Source organism: Microvirga flocculans ATCC BAA-817, from assembly GCF_000518665.1.
Taxonomy (GTDB): Bacteria; Pseudomonadota; Alphaproteobacteria; order Rhizobiales; family Beijerinckiaceae; genus Microvirga; species Microvirga flocculans.
Window position 1 is genome coordinate 36,702 of the sequence record NZ_JAEA01000002.1, and the last position, 15,711, is coordinate 52,412.

A 15,711-nucleotide genomic window follows, 5' to 3' on the forward strand; every position below is an offset into this window, starting at 1 on the left:
GCAGCGAGGGAGTGCAGCCGACGCGATGAGGAATGTGCGTGAGTTCATTTGGCCCGTGATCGGGCTGCTGGCGATCATTCTGTCAGGCTGGATACTTTATGATCGGCTGCATGGGATGTCTTTTAACGAGGTCTGGGGCAGCCTGACGGCCGTTCCGCCGCATCGCTACGCCCTGGCCGCCCTGTCGACCCTGGTCGCCTACGCGGCGCTGGCCTGGTATGACCGGATCGCCCTGCTACATCTCGGGGTCCGCCATATCTCCTGGCTCTTCGTCTCCGTGACGTCGTTCACCACCTATGCGCTGTCCCATAATATCGGCGCATCGGTCTTTTCCGGCGCCGTCGTCCGCTACCGGGCCTACACGTCGAAAGGTCTGGGCGCCCCGCAGATCGCCGTTCTCGTCGCCCTGTGCTCCTTCACCTTCGGCCTCGGCACCATTCTCCTCGGCGGAGTCGTCCTCGTGGCCGACCCGACCCTGCTGCACCGGCTCGAAGATCTCCTGCCCTCGATGCTCACCAATCCGGCGACGGCCCGCATTTTCGGCCTGCTGCTGCTCGGCTTCGTGGCGCTCTATGTGATCGGCTCCGTCCTGCACCTGCCGCCGCTCGTGATCCGCAAGGCGAAGCTGGAATATCCCCGCCCCGCCATCATGGCGCGCCAGCTGATCGCCGCCCCGCTCGAACTGCTGGGGGCGGCCGGAATCATCTATTTCGTGCTTCCGGCCCATCTCGAGCCGAGTTTCATCATCGTGCTCGCCGTCTTCCTGGCCTCCTTCTCGGCGGCCCTGGTCAGCCATGCCCCCGGCGGCCTCGGCGTGTTCGAGCTCGTCTTCCTCACCGCCATGCCCGACATTCCCAAGGCCGACGTGCTGGCGGCACTCATCATCTTCCGCCTGTTCTATCTCCTGATCCCCTTCGCTCTCTCGCTCGTCGTCGTCCTCATGTTCGAGCGCGCGCGGCTGGCCCAGGCCTGGCGCGGCCGGGCGGCCGCCGACCGCTCCGTGCCGCCGCCGCCCCTGTCCTCCTCCGACCAATGACGGCTTTCTGGCGCAGGCTGGGCTTCGGCCTGTCGACGCTTCTGGGCGTCAGGCGTCTCGGCTTCTTCATTCCCTATCGCTATGCGGACAGCGTCGAGCCGGCGGGCTACCCGGCGCTGCGGCGGTATTTCGAGGCGGCGGAGCCGAGATTTTCCGAGGTGCTGGAGACCGTCGAGGCCCATGGGGAGCAGCTGCGCGCCATTCTCGGGGGCAGCGGTCCGGCGCGCTTCGACCAGAGCTGGTTTCCGCGCCTGGACGCCGCCTCGGCCTATGCCATGGTTCGCCGGGAGAAGCCGCGGCGGATCGTCGAGATCGGCTCCGGCCATTCGACCCGGTTCATGGCGAAAGCCGTGCAGGATGGCGGGCTTCCCACCCGCATCACCTGCATCGATCCCGCTCCCCGCGCCAGCTTGAGCAGGCTCTCGGTCGAGCATCGGCATGCCCTGCTGCGGGACACGGACCCCGCCGTTTTCCAGGAGCTGGAGGCGGGCGACATCCTTTTCATCGATTCCAGCCACATCGCCATGCCCGGCACCGATGTGGACCGGCTTTTCCTGGATGTGCTCCCGAGGCTGGCCCGCGGAGTCCTGGTTCACGTGCACGATATTACCCTGCCCGAAGCCTATCCGGAGGCCTGGGCTTGGCGCGGCTATAACGAGCAGCTGCTGGTCGGAACCCTTCTGCAGGGCGGGGGCTATGAACTCGTCTTCGCCAGCCACTACGTGGCGCGCAAGCCCCAAAGCGCTCTGTCCCGGGGGATCCTGTCGGAGCTGCCGCTGGTCTCCGGGGCGCAGGAGACGAGCCTGTGGCTTCGGAAACTGGAACCCTAGAGCCGTTTCAGGAAAACCGGGAACTGGTTTTCCGACCGAAATGGCGGCAAGCAAGGACAGTTGCCGCGGCTTTCGGCTTCACGAAAATTCAAACGGCTCCAGCCGGGCCTTAGGCCGCGACGCTCGGCCTCTGTCCGGGCTCCGGGACCGCGATGCCTGCTTCCATGTACTCGTTGAGCTTGTTGCGCAGGGTGCGGATCGAGATGCCGAGGATCTTCGCCGCATGGGTACGGTTGCCGAAGCAGAAGGCCAGGGTGTCGAGAATGAGGTGACGCTCCACATCGGCGATGGTCCGGCCGACCAGAATTTGCCTCAGGGCCTCGATGGTCTGCTCCGCTCCGGAGGGGGAGGGGGCGGTATTCACCTGAGATGAGCCTTGCTGTTCCAACGGATCCGGTGTGCCGAGCACGGTGCGAGCCTGCCTTAAGGGAAGTGATTCAGGAGTTTATGCTCATTCTATGGTTAGGAAGGTCTTAACGGCCGAGCTTGCGGCGTGAAATTTTGCCGCCTCGGCACAGCAAAAAGGCGCTGACCCGGGGGGCAGCGCCTCGTGTTCGAGCCGGCTTGGGCTTATTGCCGGTATTGCTGGATACGCGTCGTCCGCAGTCCCGCCAGGCCATGCTGGTCGATGGACATCTGCCAGCTCAGGAATTCCTCTGTGGTCAGCGTGTAGCGCTGACAGGCTTCCTCGAGGCTGAGCAGACCGCCGCGTACGGCGGCGACGACTTCGGCCTTGCGCCGAATGACCCAGCGACGGGTGGTGGAAGGCGGCAGGTCGGCAATCGTCAGGGGACTGCCATCGGGCCCAATGACATACTTGACCCTTGGGCGGTGGGGTTCGGTCATGATACGCTCACACAAAAATTCAACGACCTTTGGTAGGCTCGAACCTACGCGACGGGGCTTAATGTTTTCCTAAGCCCGATCAGGCGGTTACGGCAGTGCCTAAGTTCGGCCCCAATCGTTAACGCTGGCTTATTGCCGTCGACTTTCCCTTTAAGAATTCGACTTCAATGGCTATAGAAGGGGCTTGACCCCTCCTGTGCGCCGCCTTGAACGGCGCCTCTGGATGGAACGATGCTCAATTCTCTCGACCTTCCCACCGAACCCTCGAAGACCCGCGTCGTGGTTGCGATGTCGGGCGGCGTGGATTCCTCCGTCGTCGCGGCCCTGCTCAAGCGCGAGGGCTATGACGTGATCGGCATCACGCTCCAGCTCTACGACCATGGCGCCGCCGCCCATCGTAAGGGCGCCTGCTGCGCCGGCCAGGACATCTACGATGCCCGCCGGGTGGCGGAGGCCATCGGCATCCCCCATTACGTGCTAGACTACGAGGCCCGCTTCCGCGAGGCCGTGATCGACCGCTTCACCCAGAGCTATCTGGCGGGCGAGACGCCGATCCCTTGCGTGGAGTGCAACCGCTCCATCAAGTTCCGGGACCTTCTGGAAACGGCCAGGGAGCTCGGGGCCGACGTGCTGGCCACCGGCCATTACGTGGCGAGCCGCCGCTTGCCGGACGGACGCCGCGCCCTGCACCGGGCCGCCGATCCGGACCGGGACCAGAGCTATTTCCTCTATGCGACGACGCCGGAGCAGCTCGATCTCCTGCGCTTCCCCCTGGGCGAGCTGCCGAAGGAGAAGACCCGGGAGCTGGCGCGCGAGTTCGGGCTCACCGTGGCGGAGAAGGCGGACAGTCAGGATATCTGCTTCGTGACCCAGGGGCGCTACAGCGATGTCATCGAACGCTTGAAGCCCGGGGCCGTGCAGGGCGGCGAGATCGTCCACATCGACGGCAGGGTGCTCGGCCGCCACGAGGGGATCATCCATTACACCGTCGGGCAGCGGAAGGGCCTGGGGCTCTCCATCGGCGAGCCCCTCTACGTGGTCCGTCTCGAGGCCAAGGAGGCCCGCGTGGTGGTAGGTCCCCGGGAGGCCCTGGCCACGAAGCTCATCCGCGTGACCGATCTGAACTGGCTCGGCGACGTCCCCCTCGAAGCCCTGGGCGAGAAGGGCATGGAGGTAGCCGTTCGCGTGCGCTCGACCCGCGAGCCGCGCCCCGCCATCCTGCGATCCACAGGAACCGACACCTCTGTCGAGCTGTTCTCGGCGGAAGATGGGGTGTCTCCCGGTCAAGCTTGTGTCATCTATGAGAGCGATGATCCCCGGGCCCGCGTGCTCGGCGGAGGCACCATCACTCGCACTCTTGCCGAAGCCGCGCCCGCCGCGGCCTGACGCGCCGACCGAAGGAACCTTTATGACGGATGGAGCGACCACCGTCCTGATGCGCAAGGCTTATGCGCGTTGGGCGCCGATCTACGACCTCGTCTATGACAAGCTGACCGAGCCCGCCGCCCGCGCGGCGGTCAACGCCGCGGTCGCCTGCGGCCCCAAGGTGCTGGAGGCCGGCGTCGGCACGGGGCTGTCCCTCGGCTATTACCCGAAGCATGCCGAGGTCTATGGGGTCGATCTATCCGAGGACATGCTGCGCCGGGCCAAGGAAAAGGTCGAGAAGCGGGGCCTCGCGCATGTGAAGAGCCTTCAGGTGATGGACGTGACCCGTCTCGGGTTTCCGGATGAGAGCTTCGATGCGGTGACGGCGCAGTTCATCATCACTCTCGTTCCCGAGCCCGAAACGGCGCTGGACGAGTTCCTCCGCGTGCTGAAGCCGGGAGGGGAGATCGTTCTGGCCAATCACTGGGGCCAGCCCTCCGGGCCGATCGCAGCCCTGGAGGAGCTGGCCTCGCCGGTTGCCAAGGCCATCGGCTGGAGCTCCGCCTTCAAGGCGGCCCGCGTCGAGGATTGGGCGCGCCGGACCGGGAGGGTGGAGGTCGTCGAGCTGAGATCGCTCTTCCCGGTGGGCTTCTTCAAGCTGATGCGGCTGAAGAAGACCGCCTGAGAAGGATTGGAACGGCCGGACCGGGGATCCGGCCGCCTTGCCCCAGGCGTCCCAGGTATCGGGTGACTTTCAGGCCTCATGCCCTATCTTAGAGGGGAAGGGCAATCCGCTCACCACGAAGGCTTCTCCCATGCGTCTCTTCATGTTCACCTCTCAAGCCAGAGACGATCTCTACGCCTTCGCGGGCGATGAGACGGGCACCAAGCTTCCGGCCAAGTACGGCCCCTGGGGCCTGACCGGTACCCTCAGCTCCCGCGAGACCCCGCCCCACAAGTTCTCGCGCAAGGCCATCGAACAGGCGATCTCGACGGAAGGCTTCCAGCTCTGGCGCATGAAACCCAAGGGCTGACGGATTTCCGAGCCGATGGATCTTTGCCCGAAGGCGCATCGGCACAAATCCGTATCCAGGGTGCGGGTCTTCCTTGACACTGGGGGGCAACTTTCCCTATATCGCGCTTGCCTGACGCGGGGTTCGCCCCGCTGCCTGGGGCGGAGTAGCTCAGTTGGTCAGAGCAGAGGAATCATAATCCTTGTGTCGGGGGTTCAAATCCCTCCTCCGCTACCATCATCCCCATCCTGAAATCCAAGCATAAGCCCCGACGGGATCCGTCAGCCGAATCGGGTTGCGTTCCTTCGTGAACCCTCGGCTATGCAGGAAGGCCTCCAGGGGCTTTTTAGGCCGCAGCGCTGGGTCGGTCGTTGAAAGGTGGATGGGGTTCGCTCTCTGGAATGCGGACGCAGTTGCGGCCTGCCGCCTTGGCCCGGTAGAGGGCCTGGTCCGCGGCTTCCAGCAGGATTTCCCTGCTGCTCCCGCGGAGCGGCTGCGCCGATGCGGCGCCGATGCTGGCCGTCACGTTCCGGTACGGGCTGCTCTCGTGGGCGATGCCCATGGCCAGGATCGCCAGACGGATCTTCTCGGCGATGATCAGGGCTCCCTTCAGATCCGTCTCCGGTAGGATGACGGCGAATTCCTCGCCGCCGTAACGGGCAGCCACGTCCCTCGGGCGGCGGATATTGGCATCGAGCGCGGCTGCGATGGCGCGCAGAACTTCATCGCCCCGTCCGTGGCCATAGCGGTCGTTGAAGCTTTTGAAGAAATCGACGTCGACATAAAGCAAGGACAGGAGGGATGCAGATCGGACCGCATGCCTCCATTCGCGCTCGAAGGTTTCGCGGAAGGCGCGGCGGTTCGGCAGGCCGGTGAGGTCGTCGGTCCGCGCAACGCGCCTCAGTTTGGTTTCCGCGCGCATGCGGCGCTTCAATTCCCGCTGAAAGAGAAAAGTCAGGCCGACGACGGCGCAGCACAGTAGCAGTGTCGCAAGGCTCAGGACCAGGGCTCTTCTCTCCCAGGCGGCGAAAATCTCGTCGACGGACAAGGCGACCGTGAGAACCAGCGGAAACCGGTCCAGCCGCTCGAACGAGATGACGCGCCAGGCTCCGTCGATGGGCGAGATCGAGTCGAAGGTGCCGGACTTCGCCTGCAGAAGACGCTGCACATGAGGCGAATTGCCGAGATCCTGATCGATCTGGCTCTCGTCATAGGGATAGCGCGTGAGCAGGATTCCGTCGCTGCGGAACAGATTGATCGCTCCCTTTTGGCCCAGGCTCAGATTGTCGAAGAGCTGATTGATCGTGCGTAGCGCAATCGATCCCATGACCACCCCGGCGAAATCGCCGTTCGAGTCGGGAATTCGCCGGCTGATGGCGATGGCAAACTCACGCTGTGGCGTCCTGCTCGCGAAGGGGCGACTCACATACAGGCCGACATGGGATTTTTCCTTGTGAACGGTGAAATACTCCCGGTCCGAAACGTTCAGAGAGCGCTCGGCGATGATCGGACCTGCATCGGCAATGAGGTTGCCCGCCCGATCGGCGAGTAGAAGCACACCCATGAAGGAGGCGGAAGAGGCGCGATCGAAAAGCATCCGATACTGGAGATCGGGAGGAAGCTTGTGAACGCTAAGATGGCGCAACCCCTCCATCGCGCCTTTCAAGGAAAGGTCGAGCAGTTCGAGCTTGCCTTCGAGGTCGCGCGCAATGGTGGTCAGAACGTTGCGGGAGGATATTTCCGCCTCCTGCCACGTGTGTTGGCGATCCATCCATAAGATGTGCGCCGATATCCCGAGGATCCCCACCGCAATGATGCCTGCGATCAGGTGCAGGTAGACGACCGAGAGCAGACGCTTCATGGGGCCATGCAAGGCTGTGGCGCGAATAGTGTTATGCGAGCCGGCGAGAATTGACGGACGCCATGATAGCGGAAACTTGGAAGGGGTCGCTATTGCAAAGGTTAACGTGAACGATTGATCTTTGTGTCAAGGAACGGAATTACATTTCGGGCGCAGCGGATCGACCGTCGCCGCGCCCGAGCATGAGTGGTTTTAGCGCGATCGCCGGGCCCGACGCGAGAGCATGTTGAGGGCTTCGATCAAGGCCGAGAAGGCCATTGCCGCATAGATGTAGCCTTTGGGCACATGAGCGCCGAAGCCCTCGGCAATCAGGACCGTGCCGATCATGAGCAGGAAGCCGAGGGCCAGCATGACGACTGTCGGATTGGCCTGGATGAAGCGCGCGAGGGGATCCGCCGCCAGGAGCATCACCGTGACGGCGGTGACGACGGCGACGACCATGATCGGCACATGATCGGTCATGCCGACCGCCGTGATGATGCTGTCGATGGAGAAGACGAGATCCAGGAGCAGAATCTGAACGATTGCCGAAGCGAAGCTCATCTGGGCCCGGTCGCTCTCGAAGAGATCGGGACCTGCATTGGGATCGACGTTATGGTGGATCTCCTTCGTCGCCTTCCAGACGAGGAAGAGGCCGCCTGCGATCAGGATCAGGTCACGCCAGGAAAAGCCGTGGCCGAAGGCGGTAAAGAGCGGCTCCGTGAGCTGAACGATGATGGCGATCGTTCCGAGAAGGCCCAGGCGCAGGATCAGGGCCAGGCCTATTCCGATGCGGCGGGCTCGCGCCTGCTGGTGCGCGGGCAGCTTGTTCGTGAGGATCGAAATGAAAATCAGATTGTCGATCCCGAGAACGACCTCCATGACGACAAGGGTCGCAAGCGCAGCCCACGCCGCCGGGTCCGCTGCCAATGCCAGAATGTGATCCATAAAGCTGTTCCTGTTCTATCAGGCCTTATTTCGGATATTGTTGAGCTTGCACAAGAGCCGAAGGGTATTCTTTCAAGGCGAATCCTCCACAATTCTCGAAAGCAGCTTGAAGGCGGGCGAACTTGAGCCATTTTCAGAATGTGGCCGCCGCATCATGGACGCTGCTCACCTTGGCAGATGCACGGCGCTGGGTTTTGAAGCTGGGCTTTGAAACGGTGTTCCGCTGACTTCGCGCCGTGCCCAGGCAGGCTGGCATCGTTCCGTCACTCGTCAGGCTCAGCCGTGGAACCCGGCGTGGTGTGAGAAGCGTTTCCTTAAAGAATGATATGGAGTTCCGTTATGGCAGGATCATCGGGATGTCGGCTGCTGACAGCCACGCTCCTGGGCGCTCTCGCGAACCCGCTGGCGGCTTATGCTCAAACAGGGCGGCCCTGGGTCGATCCGCCTCCGGAATCAACGGGACCTGCCCTTGGAGCGCCGGCGCCGGCTCCACCTCAGCCTTCATCTTCCGCGCAGCCGACGCATCGCATTCCCTCCTCGGATGTGCAGGCGGCCACCGATAAGGAACGGCGCGAACCGCAGCCGGCATCGGACGAAGCCGGAAGAAGCGTGGCCGCTGATGAACAGGCTCGACCGAAAACGACGGCCGGAAGCAAAGTAAGAAGCCAAGCGCAACAAGCTCGCACATCGAGCCGTGCGCCTAGGCGCGAGGATCAGGCGGCTCGCCGGGCCGGAGCAGGATCGCAGATCTCGCAGGCACAACCGCGCAACGCCTTTGACCGTCGGACCCGTGGGGTGCGCTATGGATCGATCCAGGAAGGCCTCGATGCCGGCCTCGAGGTCATGAGAATGAGAACCTTCCAGCTCCCGGATGGAAGACGCATCACCGTCCTCACGCGCCCCGATCAGGATCCGACGCCTCAATTTCCTGACGGATACTGACGGACCTGACGATCTTTGAAATGCGTCGGCCGTCGTCACGGATGTCATTGCCGCTTACACATGAGGAACGGCGATCGTTCTGCTCAACGATCGGGCAGGACCTGGCGTCGTTCTTCTGCGGTCTCTCGGGCGAGGCGGCGAATGTCGCGCCACAGGCGTTGCTCGCGTCGCGCATCGGCCAGGGCCCGGTGAACGGCCGGTCCAATCTCGCTATCCCGGCGCTGAGCCGCTGAGAGAATAGCCTGCATGATGTCTGCGTGGAAATCCTCCGGGATGCCGGCAGCCTGGAGTTCCTCGCGCATGGCCAATGTGTGAGCCGCCTCGGTATCCTGGATGCGCAGCGCATGGCGGGGAAGACCTGCTCCGCGCAGGAGCCTGCTGAGCCATTTGCCGTCCCAGGATGGCGCTGTGGCATAAAGGGCGCGGCCGCTCAAAACGGAAAGCATTCTTCGGGCGACGTCTTCCACCGGCTCTCCCTCTTCCTCGAGCCGCTCCCGGGAGATGCCGTGAACGGCTTCAGCCTCGATGTCCCAGTCGCCCCAGCCCGGCGCGGGGCGAATGAGATGGCTTTCCTCTTCGCCGTCTCCAAGAACCCAGGCGACTTCGATGGGATAGCCGTATTTGCCAAGGGAAGACGCCTCGAAATCGAGAAAGGCAATGTCCGGCAACGCTGTCATCGGTGAATGGGTTTGCTTGCGAGGAACCATTGAGAGAGGCTGTCTCCTCGGGCCATTCTAAGCTGAACGATTGGAGGATGTCTGCATCCAGAGTCCTTATGCAGATGTCGTCGCTTTGCGTCTGTCTTCAACAGGCCTTGGTGCGGAGATGTCATGTCAGCCTTGTTCTTCCTTGACAGAGGTTTTCTTCGGGCGGAGCCTCTGTCGGCTACCACGAAGCAGTTCAGGATTTGGAGGGAAATATGGCGAAGGGCGTCAAGGATCTTCTCGCAGAGGCCAATTCCGCGGTTCCGAAACTGTCTCCCAACGAAGCGGCCGAAAAGATGAAATCCGGCGACGTGCTCGTCGTCGATGTGCGCGATCCGGGCGAAGTTCAGCAAACCGGCCGGATCAAGGGAGCGCTCAACGTGCCGCGAGGCATGCTGGAATTCAGGGCCGATCCCGACAGCCAGTATCACAACCCGGCTTTTCAAAGAGATAAGACCATCCTCTTGCACTGCGCATCCGGCGGTCGTTCCGCTCTCGCCGCAAAGACCTTGCAGGACATGGGATACACGGCGGTCTTCAATATCGGCGGGTTCAAGGATCTGGCCGAAGCCGGCATCGATACGGAGCCGGCCTGAACCTTAACGGGACGGCCGATAGTCGCTCGGCGCTCGGATTTTCAGATCGAGCGCCGCGTATCGATGAGAACGACGGCGTTCCGCCCGGCCATCCTAACGCATATCGACCGACGTGCTGGCGACGCTGGGGATAGGTTCGGCTGAGGCCGTGATCGATCCGGTCGAGGCAGGATCGCCGATGCCTCTTGTGAGCGCGCTGAGGAGGCCCTTGCGCTTCGCTTCGTAATAGTAGCCCCCGGCATAAAGACGGATGGCGCGGTCTTGATTGCCTCCGGCAACTTTATAGGCATTGGCCAGATAGGCGACGGCGTAGGTCAGGTTGGTCTCGGCGTCGAGCAGACCGGATTCCGGGCCGCGATACCCCATGCCCCGCGCAGTCGCATAGCGGATCTGCATCAAGCCGAAATTGCCTCGGTTCACGGCGCGCGGGTTATAGCCGCTCTCCCGCTGCACGACGCGATGAACCAATGTTTCAGGTATGCCGTGGGCCTTGGCGTGTTGCGCAATCAACGCGTCGATTGCAACCCTGTCGGAGGCCATGGCCGGTGAAATGCAAGCCATCGCGATGCTTGCCATGACAAGACGAGAAATCATGAAGGTCCCCTTGTTTGAAGGGGATTAGTCATCAGCAATCGTGGCGAGAGCAGGTCAGCTTGGCTGTATCCGTATACGGGATAGAATGCACAGACGTGCTGCTTTCCGTTGTTCTTGAGGCTTTACAATCGTCGCCTTATGCGTTCGTGGTAATTCTTCTGAGGCAACGGATCGCCTGTGAATTATCGCAGAGCTTACTCCCGCTGAGGATCGATGGCGGTAGAGAAAATCCGTGCGTCAACGTGGCGTCATTATGAGAAGCTTATCGCTCATTCGCAACAAGTTCCAAGTGGATAGCTTGTCCCGATGAGTTCTTGCGAGCATCGCATGAGCTTAATCGGCCAACGACCGATTCCATGAATGGCTTGGTTTCTGCGTTGAGCGAGCATCTCCGCCCGAAAGGGGCAACAGCACTCCTGGCGGATGAGAGCCATCCCTGAGCATCACTATGCTCGGTGCTTATTCGCCTGCAATCGGACATCCATACGCGTTTCGTCGCGCCGAGATGAATTCGGATCTGCTGCCTTGCATGCGGACATCGCACCGAAAGCACAGATCGTAGTCGAGACAGCGATCAGGACATCATTCCGGTGAAGAAAAAAATGCTCTTCCGTCTCAGTTCTGCGCTCGACTGTTTTAAGGTATATTTGCAATATAAATTATTACTTAAGTGTTATTTTTTATTATTAAATGTATATATCTGTTCTTTCGCTTGAATATGGCATGCAGATATTGTGTATTAATAAATTATATTGGGCGGAGTAATCCTTGTTTAATCCGTCTGGATTATCTCTCAAGCCGAAATAGTGAAGAGATTTTTACCGAGGCGGTAGTATTTATTGGACTGTGAACGGCGCATCCAAGGAATTTGGCGCCTTGCTTTCTCAGCTCTTCGGCAGGAACGGCCTAATGCAAATTAGTGTTTTTGGGATTGGCTATGTCGGTGCCGTTTCGGCAGCGTGCCTGGCCAATGACGGACATAACGTCATTGCAGTCGATACGAACCTTCAGAAGGTCGGGTCTCTCAATGAGGGCATCAGCCCCATCGTCGAACCGGGCTTGGATGAGCTGATCAAGAGCGGCATTCGTCATAAGAGACTTGTCGCGACCAGCGACGTGCGTGAGGCGATCCATGGCACGGACCTGTCCTTCGTCTGTGTCGGAACCCCCTCCCGCGCCAACGGATCTCTCGACACGTCCTATGTGAGTGCGGCCATCGAGCAGATCGGCGCAGCCATTCGCGAGAAGAACGCTTTTCATTCCGTCGTCATGCGCTCGACCATTCTTCCTGGAACGATGGAAAGCATCGTTCTGCCGGCGCTCGAGCGTGTTTCAGGGCGTCAAGCCGGTGTCGGGTTCGGGGTCGCCTATTATCCGGAGTTCCTGCGCGAGAGCACAGCCATCGCCGATTACTACGATCCTGGTGCGATCATTTTCGGGCGTCACGATCAGGCGACGATCGATAGCCTGCTCGACCTTCACAAGATCTTCAAGGCCGAGCCGCGCATCGTTTCGATCCGCACGGCGGAAGCCGTAAAATACACGAACAATGCCTGGCACGCGCTTAAGATCAGTTTTGCCAACGAGATCGGCAATATCTGCAAGGATGCAGGAATCGACGGTCATGCGGTAATGGATGTTCTCTGTGCCGATACGCGGCTGAACATTTCAAAGGCCTATCTCAAGCCCGGGTTTGCATTCGGCGGATCCTGCCTGCCGAAGGATCTGCGCGCTCTCCGTTTCGCGGCGCGCAAGCTGGATGTTCCAACCCCGCTCCTCGATGCGACGATGCTGGCGAACGAAGAGCAATTGCGGCGTGCCTATGCGATGGTTGCCGCAACGGGAAAGCGCCGGATCGGAATCGTCGGCTTGAGCTTCAAGCCGGGCACGGACGACCTGCGCGAAAGCCCGTTGGTCGAGCTCGCCGAGCGCCTCTATGGACGTGGATACGACATTCGCATCTACGATCCGAACATCCAGGTCTCAAAGCTCACTGGCGCAAACCTGCAGTTCGTAAGGGCTCACTTGCCGCACCTTGCGTCCCTCCTGACGGACGATATCAACGACGTCGTCGATCATGCGGAGGCGCTCGTCCTGGGTAACCGGGACGAGGCAGGAAGGATCGTGGACATCGTCGACGACGAACGGCCGCTCATCGATCTCGTCCGCATTGACCAGACAAGGTGCTCAGGTGACTTCTATCAGGGAATCTGCTGGTAGCAGCGGCGGCGTCCGGTTTTCCGAGACGCTAGGGGCGCATGTCCTCTACGTGATCGCACTGGCAGCCTTCGCCGTTGCGCTGCCAGCTCAGGCTTACGGCCTGGCAAGTCGTGGTGTCGTTGGTGCGATCGGCCTTCTTGCTCTATGGCGTTATGGGTGGGGATGCCTCCACTTCATCCGTGCGCTCATCTTTCGCAGGATCGTCTTTCCGCGCCAAAGAAAGAACGCCGACGCAGCGGTTCATGACGATCCGCCAGGCGCATACCTCCTTGTGACCTCGTTTCGCATCGACAGCGCAGTGACCAGACGAGTCTATCAGGCGGCTTTCGAAGCCGCCCTGGCTGCTCCGGGAAGGGCGACAGTCGTCGCGTCTCTCGTCGAGGCAGGTGACGAGAGATTGATCAAGTCGCTGTTTCGAAAGATATGCGGGGATCAGGAAAAGGTCGATCTGGTCGTCGTCCGGATCGCAGGCACAGGCAAACGGGATGCTCTCGCTTATGGGTTCCGGGCGATTGCGCGCCGTACCCCCGCGGAAAACGATGTCGTTGCCGTCATCGATGGGGACAGCATCGTTCCGCCGGATCTCGTTCAGAAATGCGCCGGGTTCTTCCGTCTCGATCCACGGGTCGGAGCCTTGACGACCGACGAACTGAGCGAAGTGAGAGGCAGGCGCATCTTTCAGGAATGGTATTCCCTGCGCTTCGCCCAGCGCCACACCCTCATGTCCTCCGTCGGTTTGTCCGAGCGCGTCCTGACCCTGACCGGCCGCATGGCCATGTTCCGGGCGAGCATCGTCTGTACGCCGGATTTCATCCGCCAGGTGGAGATCGACTACATCGATCACTGGCGTTTGGGGCGCTTCAAGTTTCTCACAGGCGATGACAAGTCGAGCTGGTTCTGGCTCCTTCGGAATGGCTACAAAATGCTCTACGTGCCGGACGTCGTCGTTCTGACCGTCGAGGATCCGCCGTCCGACAGGTTCGTTTCCGCAGCATCGATGCTGATGGTCAGGTGGTTCGGCAACATGCTGAGGACCAATGCGCGTGCTCTCGCCCTAGGGCCGGCGAGGATCGGTCTTTTCACCTGGTGGGCGATTCTCGATCAGCGGATGTCTATGTGGACTTCGCTCGTGGGGTTCGCAGCTGCGCTTTTGGCCGGGTTGTTCGTCAGCGGATACGCGATCCTTCTCTATGTCCTCTGGATCCTCACGACGCGCTACATCCTGACGCTCTCCCTGCTGGCCTCGCGGCCGAGGGTGTCGTTGTTCTACCCGTTTCTTCTCTACTTCAACCAGATATTCGGGTCTCTGGTCAAAGTTCACGTCACCTTCCGCCTGGATCGGCAGAAATGGACACGGCAGAAGACCACATCGGCAACGCAAGCGAGGCGTCCCCTCATCGCCAGCGGCTTCATGTCAGCCTACATGCACAGCCTCGCGCTCGCCGCTTTCGTGACGGTTCTGGCCTGGGGCATGGATGTTCTCCCGACACCGAGCCCATCGCTGTTCCTTCCTTGATGCCGGTGTTTCCGATTTGGAGTGTTGAATGACCAAGATTACGCACGAAGCCGAGGTTCAAAGACAGCACCCACGCTATCGGTTTCCCGTAAAGTGCCTTTACAATGGAAAGCAAATTGCCGTCATCGACATCTCCGTGGGAGGGCTCGGCCTGCGGGACGGCGGGATGGAAATCAAGCCCGGATCCGTTCTCGACCTGACGCTTGCCTTTCCCTTCAGCGGCTATGAGCTCACATTGCCCCTTCATGCGGAGGTTCGCTATGTTGCTGAGGAACACAGCCGCATCGGACTGAGGTTTGTCGATGTCTCGCCGCGCCAGCATAGCCTCATCAGGTTCGTTCTGGATGCCTATCTCGCCGGCGACGTCGTCGAAGCCGGCGACATCCTGGAGGTCGTTTCCCGGCGCAATGACGGGAAAACCCGTGAGGTTCCCGCGCGGCCTCAGCCCCAAGGGTTCGTGACGCGCCTGAGCCGCTATGGACGCTGCGCCGCAGGCTATGCCGGGATTGCCGCGGTCACGTTTCTTCTTCTTGGCTTTGTCGGGATGGGTGCTTTCGAGCGGCTTTACATGATCCCGGCGCAATCGGCTCTGATCACCGCCGACCTCATCACCGTTCCCGCACCGTCCAACGGTCAGTTGACCTTCGTTGCTGCCGGTCATGAGATCAAGGCAGGGGAGCCGCTTCTGACCATCCAGGAGCCGCATGGCAACAGCGTCGTCATCGATAGCCCTTGCGATTGCGTGGTTCAGCTGCGCTACAGCCGGGCTGCCAGCTTCGTCCGGGAGGGAGAGCCGGTTCTTACATTGCGTGAGAAGAACAGCTCTCCTTACATCACGGCGAGCATTTCCCAAGATCAATCGTTGCGGCTTTACCGGGGGGCGAGTGCTGTCGTCGAATATTCCAATGGGAGTCGCGTAAGGGAAGCTAAGCTCGAACGCGTGCCGATTGTCACCGAAGATTCTGCGAATTCAGAGAATGTGCAGATCAAAATCGTACCAGGGCAGCTCTTGGAGCCTACCTCTATTGGTGAGCCCGTCTCCGTTGTCTTCAACACCTTTGAGGGATCAACGATCAGGGCCGTGGTCGGTAAACTGCAAGCTGCGGCAAGCTGGGCAGGAAACGTTATTGCCGATATCTTCGAAGAAGTCAGCAAGATGGCGGCGGCGCCAGACAAGACCGGAGAGCCTGAAGCCGATGACGGGAGGAGAATGGCCGGGCTCAAATCGGAAGACTGATCTGCCCGGGTCCCGATCCGGACG

The 15,711-nt window shown here is 61.1% G+C and carries 14 protein-coding genes, 1 tRNA gene and 1 pseudogene; 10 read left to right on the forward strand and 6 right to left on the reverse strand.

The annotated features are described in order from the left end of the window. Positions 1–25 precede the first annotated feature (25 nt). On the forward strand, positions 26–1,036 hold the full coding sequence (locus tag L879_RS0103185) for a lysylphosphatidylglycerol synthase domain-containing protein (RefSeq protein WP_027314844.1): 1,011 nt from the start codon (positions 26–28) through the stop codon (positions 1,034–1,036). Beyond that, positions 1,033–1,866 (forward strand): class I SAM-dependent methyltransferase, encoded by an 834-nt coding sequence (locus tag L879_RS0103190; protein ID WP_027314845.1) that lies wholly within the window; start codon positions 1,033–1,035, stop codon positions 1,864–1,866. Before L879_RS0103185 ends, L879_RS0103190 begins: the two co-directional genes overlap by 4 nt. A 109-nt stretch (positions 1,867–1,975) precedes the next feature. Here the strand turns inward: L879_RS0103190 and L879_RS24155 are convergent. Then, positions 1,976–2,203: pseudogene (locus tag L879_RS24155) on the reverse strand (helix-turn-helix domain-containing protein); the annotation flags it as partial. Between the two features lie 233 nt (positions 2,204–2,436). Next, complete coding sequence (gene sciP / locus L879_RS0103200) at positions 2,437–2,712, reverse strand: CtrA inhibitor SciP (RefSeq protein ID WP_027314846.1); 276 nt, start codon at positions 2,710–2,712, stop codon at positions 2,437–2,439. Positions 2,713–2,943: 231 nt separating this feature from the next. Between sciP and mnmA the strand changes: the two genes are divergently transcribed. The 4 genes from mnmA (at position 2,944) to L879_RS0103220 (ending at position 5,327) form a co-directional block, all read left to right on the forward strand. After that, positions 2,944–4,098, forward strand: a complete 1,155-nt coding sequence (gene mnmA / locus L879_RS0103205) for a tRNA 2-thiouridine(34) synthase MnmA (protein ID WP_027314847.1) — start codon at positions 2,944–2,946, stop codon at positions 4,096–4,098. A 22-nt stretch (positions 4,099–4,120) separates the two neighbouring features. Beyond that, positions 4,121–4,762 (forward strand): class I SAM-dependent methyltransferase, encoded by a 642-nt coding sequence (locus L879_RS0103210; RefSeq protein WP_027314848.1) that lies wholly within the window; start codon positions 4,121–4,123, stop codon positions 4,760–4,762. A 130-nt stretch (positions 4,763–4,892) separates the two neighbouring features. Further along, positions 4,893–5,111: a hypothetical protein gene (locus tag L879_RS0103215; protein ID WP_027314849.1), complete on the forward strand. Its 219-nt coding sequence runs from the start codon at positions 4,893–4,895 to the stop codon at positions 5,109–5,111. Positions 5,112–5,250: 139 nt separating this feature from the next. Then, a tRNA-Met gene (locus L879_RS0103220) sits at positions 5,251–5,327 on the forward strand. Positions 5,328–5,436: 109 nt separating this feature from the next. Here the strand turns inward: L879_RS0103220 and L879_RS0103225 are convergent. The 3 genes from L879_RS0103225 to L879_RS0103245 all read right to left on the reverse strand — a co-directional run bounded on the left by L879_RS0103225 (position 5,437) and on the right by L879_RS0103245 (position 9,497). After that, positions 5,437–6,951 carry a sensor domain-containing diguanylate cyclase gene (locus L879_RS0103225; protein WP_027314850.1) on the reverse strand — a complete coding sequence of 505 codons (1,515 nt, stop codon included), beginning with the start codon at positions 6,949–6,951 and terminating at the stop codon, positions 5,437–5,439. 192 nt (positions 6,952–7,143) lie between these two features. After that, a complete protein-coding gene (locus tag L879_RS0103230) occupies positions 7,144–7,878 on the reverse strand; it encodes a TerC family protein (RefSeq protein WP_027314851.1) in 735 nt (244 codons plus the stop codon). A 1,025-nt stretch (positions 7,879–8,903) separates the two neighbouring features. Then, positions 8,904–9,497: a 3'-5' exonuclease gene (locus L879_RS0103245; RefSeq protein ID WP_027314852.1), complete on the reverse strand. Its 594-nt coding sequence runs from the start codon at positions 9,495–9,497 to the stop codon at positions 8,904–8,906. A 242-nt stretch (positions 9,498–9,739) separates the two neighbouring features. On the opposite strand from L879_RS0103245, the gene L879_RS0103250 reads away from it, so the two are divergent. Then, the gene (locus L879_RS0103250; RefSeq protein WP_027314853.1) at positions 9,740–10,120 is read left to right on the forward strand and encodes a rhodanese-like domain-containing protein; all 381 of its coding nucleotides are present in this window, start codon (positions 9,740–9,742) and stop codon (positions 10,118–10,120) included. Between the two features lie 93 nt (positions 10,121–10,213). On the opposite strand, the gene L879_RS20250 is transcribed toward L879_RS0103250, so the two are convergent. Then, positions 10,214–10,714: a lytic transglycosylase domain-containing protein gene (locus tag L879_RS20250; RefSeq protein ID WP_051435006.1), complete on the reverse strand. Its 501-nt coding sequence runs from the start codon at positions 10,712–10,714 to the stop codon at positions 10,214–10,216. 909 nt (positions 10,715–11,623) lie between these two features. Between L879_RS20250 and L879_RS0103260 the strand changes: the two genes are divergently transcribed. From L879_RS0103260 to L879_RS0103270, 3 genes are read left to right on the forward strand one after another with little or no spacing between them, the layout of a single operon-like run. Next, complete coding sequence (locus L879_RS0103260) at positions 11,624–12,934, forward strand: nucleotide sugar dehydrogenase (protein ID WP_027314854.1); 1,311 nt, start codon at positions 11,624–11,626, stop codon at positions 12,932–12,934. A 49-nt stretch (positions 12,935–12,983) separates the two neighbouring features. Continuing rightward, positions 12,984–14,450: a glycosyltransferase gene (locus L879_RS20255; protein WP_035458592.1), complete on the forward strand. Its 1,467-nt coding sequence runs from the start codon at positions 12,984–12,986 to the stop codon at positions 14,448–14,450. A gap of 28 nt (positions 14,451–14,478) precedes the next feature. Beyond that, positions 14,479–15,687 (forward strand): PilZ domain-containing protein, encoded by a 1,209-nt coding sequence (locus tag L879_RS0103270; protein WP_027314855.1) that lies wholly within the window; start codon positions 14,479–14,481, stop codon positions 15,685–15,687. Positions 15,688–15,711: the final 24 nt, after the last annotated feature.